Below are 6,041 nucleotides of genomic sequence, written 5' to 3' on the forward strand. Positions count from 1 at the left end.
ACGAGAGGTAAAAAGCCTGGGAACGAGAGGTAACCAGGAACCGATTTTTGCAACCAACATGTTGGTTTGAAATTTGTGCTAAGCGCCTAAGCAGCCCTGAAAAACCTGAGACCCGCCCTGTCTGTCCAGAACTTACAAAAAGCTCAGGAGCCCGGTTCATCGCCCGGATAAAGACCGGCCACTTCTTCTGCCATCAGCTCCAATGGCTTGCCAGCATCAAGAACTACATCCGCGCACTCCCTGTACAGAGGCTGGCGCTCATTTAGAGTGGAGCGCACTTCCTCCTGAAAATCCATCTCCGACAGTGCAGGCCTCTGCCCCGGCCTGGGGTCCCGGGCAAGCCTTGCACAGATAAGCTCCGCGTCAGCCTGCAGATAGACAGTCATGTGCACCGGGTCCTTCAAAAGCTCCCTGTTCTCTGAAGCCAGAACCATTCCGCCCCCCGTAGCCACCACCAGCGAGCCGGACTGCGCCGTACGAAGCAAAACCTTTTTCTCCAGTTCCCTGAAATGCTCCCAGCCATGATCCGCCACAATCTCCTGGATGCTACGGCCCTGCTCCTGCTGCAGCAATTCGTCCGTATCCACCGGGTTCAAACCGGTTCTTCGGGCCAGTTCCCCGGCCAGAGAGGTCTTTCCGCCGGCCCTGGGTCCGATTAAGTAAATATTGCCTTTTTTATTTCTGGATCCACTCATGGTATAATGCTTCCTGCCGGTCCCCGGGCAGGGCCCTTTCTTCCAGGAGCCCGGCCTGGTGTCTCTGTCTGAAGGCCTCATAAAGGATAATGGCTGCAGCCACGGACACATTCAGACTCTGAACCATGCCCTGCATGGGTATGTATATCTCCTGATCCACCAACTGTTCCAGATCTTCCTGGACGCCGCTGTGCTCGTTGCCAAGTATTACAGCACTGGGCCTGGTAAAATCCCATTCAGGCAGGGACAGGGAACAGGGGCCGAACCCCGTGCGGATCAGATTAAGGCCCTGCCCTTTCAGAACCTGGACCATTTTTTCCGCATCCCTGTGCCTGAGCCAGCCGACCCATTTGCGGGCCGAAGCTGAGGATTTCTTGCCCACTTCCGGAAAGGGCTGCCCAACGTAAAGCAGGTGCACCTCAGGCACCCCAAAGGCGTCGCAGCTTCTCAGGATGGCGGCAACATTGTGGGGGTCGTGAATGTTGTTCAACACCAGGGTCAGGTCCCGCTGTCTCCTGGCCAGGACCTCTTGAACCCTGAGCTTTCTTCTGTCGGTTCTAAATTCATTATGCATGGTCAGATCCGCCCGGTGCAGGACTTATAGCCGAAGCACACCAGGTGCTCCTGGTTGCCTTTAGGTCCTTTAAGCCTTGAAAGGGTCCAGCCCTCCAGCGCAAGATCCAGCTCCCCGGTGACGGTTTCAATCACCCCCTGCACTGCCTGCCGGGCAACCTCAAGGGATCTGACCACCCCTTTGACGGTCTGTCCCCTGCCCACTTCAAACTGAGGCTTGACCAGGGCTACCACCCTGGCCTTTTCCTGCAGAAAGGGCACCACGCAGGGCATGATTTTGGTAAGAGAGATAAAAGAACAGTCGATGCAGGCCAACTGGACTTTTTCAGGCAGCAGAGAGACTGCGGCCTTGCGGATATTCACCTGTTCCAGGCTGATAACCCTGGGGTCACGGCGCAACTTGCAGTGCAGCTGCTTTGTGCCCACATCCAGGGCATAGACTCGAAGCGCTCCCATCTGCAGCATGCAGTCCGTAAAGCCGCCCGTAGAAGCTCCCACATCAAGACAAACCCTGCCCTGGATCTGGATATCAAAATCCTCCAGAGCACCCAGAAGCTTCTCCCCGCCCCGGCTTACAAATCGCTGCCCTTCTTTCAGGCTGAAGACAGAATCATTCGGCAGGGCCTGGCCAGGCTTTTCCACACGGACTTCCCGGTCTTCCAGGCACAGATTGACCTGCCCGGCCATGATCAGCCTTTTGGCTGCTTCCCTGGATTCAGCCAGGCCCTGTTCATGCAGCAGCAGGTCTGCCCGGTATTTTCTGGAACGCATACACTTTAAGGAAACCGACTTCCGGCCCCTGACCTCTGACCTCTGACCCCTGACCTCTGACTTCTGACTACTGACCCCTGACCTCTGACTACTGACTCCTCAAGCCCAGTGAATCAGACCCAGACAATGGGGATCCAGAAGCAGTGAATGGTGTGGCAGAATGCGCACAGTATAGCCGAAACGCCCTGTTTGAAATGTTTCCAGCTTGCCCTCGTACTGGATCCAGCCGTGCTGCAGCTCCTTATTCTGTTGCATGAGCACGGTCTTTCGACTCAGAAAATTGCCTTCCATGTCAACGTCCCCGGCATATATCTCCACCTGGATATCACCGGTGGAAAGTCCGTTGACATTGACTTCGGCGCGCACTGTTATTTCGTCACCGGCATACAGTTCATCTTCAGCCGCGGCATGGACATTGCGAATCTGGACGCTTCCCCACTTGGTCATGAGGTCCATTCTCCACTCCGCCAGGGCCTTGGCCTTTTCAAAGCCGTTCTTTTCCAGGGCCATGAAGTTTTTGTAGGCAGGAAGATAAGCAGTCTCCACATAGTCTTCCACCATGCGGTGCGAACTGAACTGCGGAGCCAGGTCACGCAGTCCGTTTTTCATCTTGCGCACCCATTCAGTGGGCAGGCTGCCGTGCCTGCGGTCATAAAAAGTAGGGACTATCTCCTTTTCCAAAACATTGTAAAGATAATGGCTCTCCACCAGGTCCTGGTATTCCTGGTCGGTATAGCTTTCTCCCAGGCCGATGGCCCAGCCGTAGCGGTTGTCAGTGGTGTAGGCCTCGTCCCACCAGCCGTCCAGCGTGCTGAAATTGAGGACTCCATTGGCCACGGCCTTCATACCGCTGGTACCGCAGGCTTCCAGAGGCCGTTTGGGGTTGTTGAGCCAGACATCGCATCCCTGGAGCATGTAGCTTGCAATCTCCATATCGTAGTCTTCCAGAAAAACCAGACGATGCATCAGATCTTCCTCCCGGGCATGCTGAACAATATGCTGAATAATCTTTTTGCCTTCCACGTCCCTGGGGTGGGCCTTGCCTGCAAAGATGAACTGCACCGGATACTTTTCGTGATTGACGATCTCCAGAAGCCTCTTGACATCCGTCAGAAGCAGGTTTGCCCTCTTGTAGGTGGCGAATCTCCGGGCAAACCCTATGGTCAATGCACCTGGATCCAGGACTTCTTCGGCCAGCTGGAGCTCGCTGCGCCGGCCTCCCCTGGCCACTGTCTGCTGCTTGAGCCTGTGACGCACATAATCCACCAGCCTTTCCCGAAGACGTTCATGTGTCCTCCAGAGTTCAGAATCAGGTATGGCCTGGGACTGCTTCCAGACCCACTGACAATCCGGGTCTTCCCGCCAGTCAGAGCCCAGATAGCGGTCAAACAGGTAGGACATGTCCGGAGCAATCCAGGTGGGGATGTGAATGCCGTTGGTAATGGCCCCGATGGGCACGTCGTCCACTGGATACTGGGGCCAGACTTTCTTCCACATGTTCCTGGAGACCCTGCCGTGTAAAAGGCTGACGCCGTTGTTGAATCTGGAAAGGCGCAGGGCCAGCACCGTCATGCAGAAATGTTCCTGATCGTCCCTGGGATCCTCCCTGCCCAAGGCCATGAAGACCTTGAAGGCCAGGCCTAATTCCCGGGCGTAGGGCTCAAAATACTTGTGCATCAGGTCCGGGGCGAAGCGGTCGTTGCCGGCGGGCACCGGAGTGTGGGTGGTGAAGACGCTGCTGGAGGCCACAAGCTCTGTGGCGGCTTCAAAAGACATGTTGTGGTCCTGCATGAAGATCTTTATCCTTTCCAGGCCGGCAAAAGCAGAATGGCCTTCATTCATATGGATCACCCTGGGGTTGAGCCCCATGGCATGCATGGCTCTCAGGCCGCCTATTCCCAGGACTATTTCCTGCTTTACCCGCATTTCCCAGTCTCCGCCGTAAAGCTGGGCAGTAATCTCCCGGTCCTGGGGGTCGTTTTCGGTGATATTGGTATCCAGCAGATACAGATCAATGCGGCCTATATTGGCTTTCCAGACCCGGATGCTCACTTTGCGATCCAGCAGATCCACGTTAACTGTCATGGGCTTGCCGTCTTTATCTTTAATCAGGGTCAGAGGCATCTGCTCAAAATCGTTGACCGGATATCTTTCCTGCTGCCATCCGTCATTGGTGAGGTACTGCCTGAAATACCCTTTTTGATAACACATGCCTATGGCCACCAGAGGCAGGTTCAGGTCGCTGGCTGATTTCAGGTGATCCCCGGCCAGCACTCCAAGTCCACCGGAATAAATGGGCAGGGATAGACTGATGCCGTATTCCGCGCTGAAATAGGCCACTACAGGCATGCCTCCGCTATTCTCAAACTCAAAGGAAGTCTTGGTGCTGGTTTTATAATTGTCCAGACTGGACTTAACCTGGTTGAGCCTGTCCCGGAAAAATTCGTCCCCGGCCAGCTCGTCCAGGGTTTCCCGGGGCAGCATATTCAAAAACTTCACCGGGTTCTGCCCGCTCTTGTGCCAGACATGGTGGTCAATCCTGCTGAAAAGCTCACTTATCTCGTGCTTCCAGGAGAACCAGAAATTAAAGGCCAGATCCCATAACGAGGCAAGTTCCTTGGGCAACTTGGGAATAACATTGTATACTTTTAATGGCCGCATACATTTCCTCCACTTAGGTTGATGAAAATATGAACTAAAGCGGGCTATGCCCGCAACCCAATAAAGAAAAGAGCTTTTTTGACAGGATTAACCACGCCAAAGACGCGTGGTTATTGTTTTTTATGACAGGGTTTCAGGAGTAATTCACTATGCCCGCAACCCAAGAAAAAGCAGTGCTCTTATCCTTCCTTTCCTTGTTCCCAGGCTCCAGCCTGGGAACATCGCTTTTCCTTTCCTTTTCCTTGTTCCCAGGCTCCAGCCTGGGAACATCGCTTATTTGTGGCTCCAGCCACATATTTTTAGAAGCGGCTGGTGCCGCAAGAACTAAGTGTTCTCAGGCTGGAGCCTGGGAACGAGAGGTAACCAGGAACGAAGAACCAGGAACCACGAACCGATTTTAACGACCAACATGTTGTTCCGAAATTTGTGCTAAGCGCCTAAAGGAATCGGCGCTGGATCATGGCAACTTCCTCCTGCCAATGGAATCTATTGCCACCCATCAATTGAAATTGCAAGACTCAATTAAATCTTGCAGAATTAAAGCTCAAGGGGTAACTTTAGAGCTTTGCATTTTGCATGGCCTCCTGCCCGGAGACATACATCCCTGAGGGGGACCGGCTCTCCCAGAACAATTTTTTCAAATATTCAGCTTTTCCGCCATAAAAAAATGCGGACATGCCTGTTCTCTGCTTTCCTTGGTAGCGCTAAACAGGTACTTTATTGTCAAAAGGAAAAAACCAGTGAACAATTCCATTGCTGTCAAAATCAAATTTCTGCCCAACTCGGAACCCGGCAGCAGTTCCCTGGAATATGCCACGCCGGGCTCAGCCGGGGTGGACCTGCAGGCCTGGATTTCTGATCCGGAAATCATTCTCGGGCCGGGTAAGAGGTACGCCTTCCCTACCGGGGTGGCCATGGAGATAACAGAGCCAGGGGTGGCCGGTTTCGTGTTTTCCCGCAGCGGCCTGGGTACCAGACAAGGCCTTGTGGTCAGCCAGGGGGTGGGAGTCATCGACCCTGACTACCGGGGGGAGATCATTGTCTCCCTGCTGAATACTTCCGGGGAGGAAAAAACCGTCACCAGGGGACAGAGAATTGCGCAACTGGTATTCATGCCCTGGTTTAAGGCCCGGTTTCAAGAAGTCCCGAAGCTGTCCGGGACTGGCAGAGGGGCCGGAGGCTTCGGTCATTCCGGAAAATAAACCCATTATAACACTAAGGCGGGCTATGCCCGCAACCCAATAAATAAAAGAGTTTTTTGACAGGATTAACAGGATTAAGAGATTGATTAAGAGAAAAACATTTTTGTCCTGGCCGGAAGCCAGGCCAAAAGGTAATCAC

5 protein-coding genes are annotated in these 6,041 nt (G+C 53.8%); 1 reads left to right on the forward strand and 4 read right to left on the reverse strand.

What is annotated here, in order from left to right:
* Positions 1–143: 143 nt before the first annotated feature.
* The 4 genes from aroL to glgP all read right to left on the reverse strand — a co-directional run bounded on the left by aroL (position 144) and on the right by glgP (position 4,700).
* Complete coding sequence (gene aroL, locus QZP87_RS00550) at positions 144–695, reverse strand: shikimate kinase AroL (protein WP_291320978.1); 552 nt, start codon at positions 693–695, stop codon at positions 144–146.
* The gene (locus tag QZP87_RS00555) at positions 676–1,269 is read right to left on the reverse strand and encodes an RNA methyltransferase (protein WP_291320979.1); all 594 of its coding nucleotides are present in this window, start codon (positions 1,267–1,269) and stop codon (positions 676–678) included. The genes aroL and QZP87_RS00555 overlap by 20 nt, the downstream gene beginning before the upstream one ends.
* Positions 1,270–1,271: 2 nt before the next feature.
* On the reverse strand, positions 1,272–2,039 hold the full coding sequence (locus QZP87_RS00560) for a TlyA family RNA methyltransferase (protein ID WP_291320980.1): 768 nt from the start codon (positions 2,037–2,039) through the stop codon (positions 1,272–1,274).
* A gap of 99 nt (positions 2,040–2,138) precedes the next feature.
* A complete protein-coding gene (gene glgP, locus QZP87_RS00565; protein WP_291320981.1) occupies positions 2,139–4,700 on the reverse strand; it encodes an alpha-glucan family phosphorylase in 2,562 nt (853 codons plus the stop codon).
* A 740-nt stretch (positions 4,701–5,440) separates the two neighbouring features.
* Here glgP and dut point away from each other — a divergent pair.
* Positions 5,441–5,902, forward strand: coding sequence for a dUTP diphosphatase (gene dut, locus QZP87_RS00570; RefSeq protein ID WP_291320982.1), 462 nt, complete (start codon positions 5,441–5,443; stop codon positions 5,900–5,902).
* Positions 5,903–6,041: the final 139 nt, after the last annotated feature.

This window comes from Desulfonatronospira sp., from assembly GCA_003563255.1.
Classification (GTDB): domain Bacteria; phylum Desulfobacterota; class Desulfovibrionia; order Desulfovibrionales; family Desulfonatronovibrionaceae; genus Desulfonatronospira.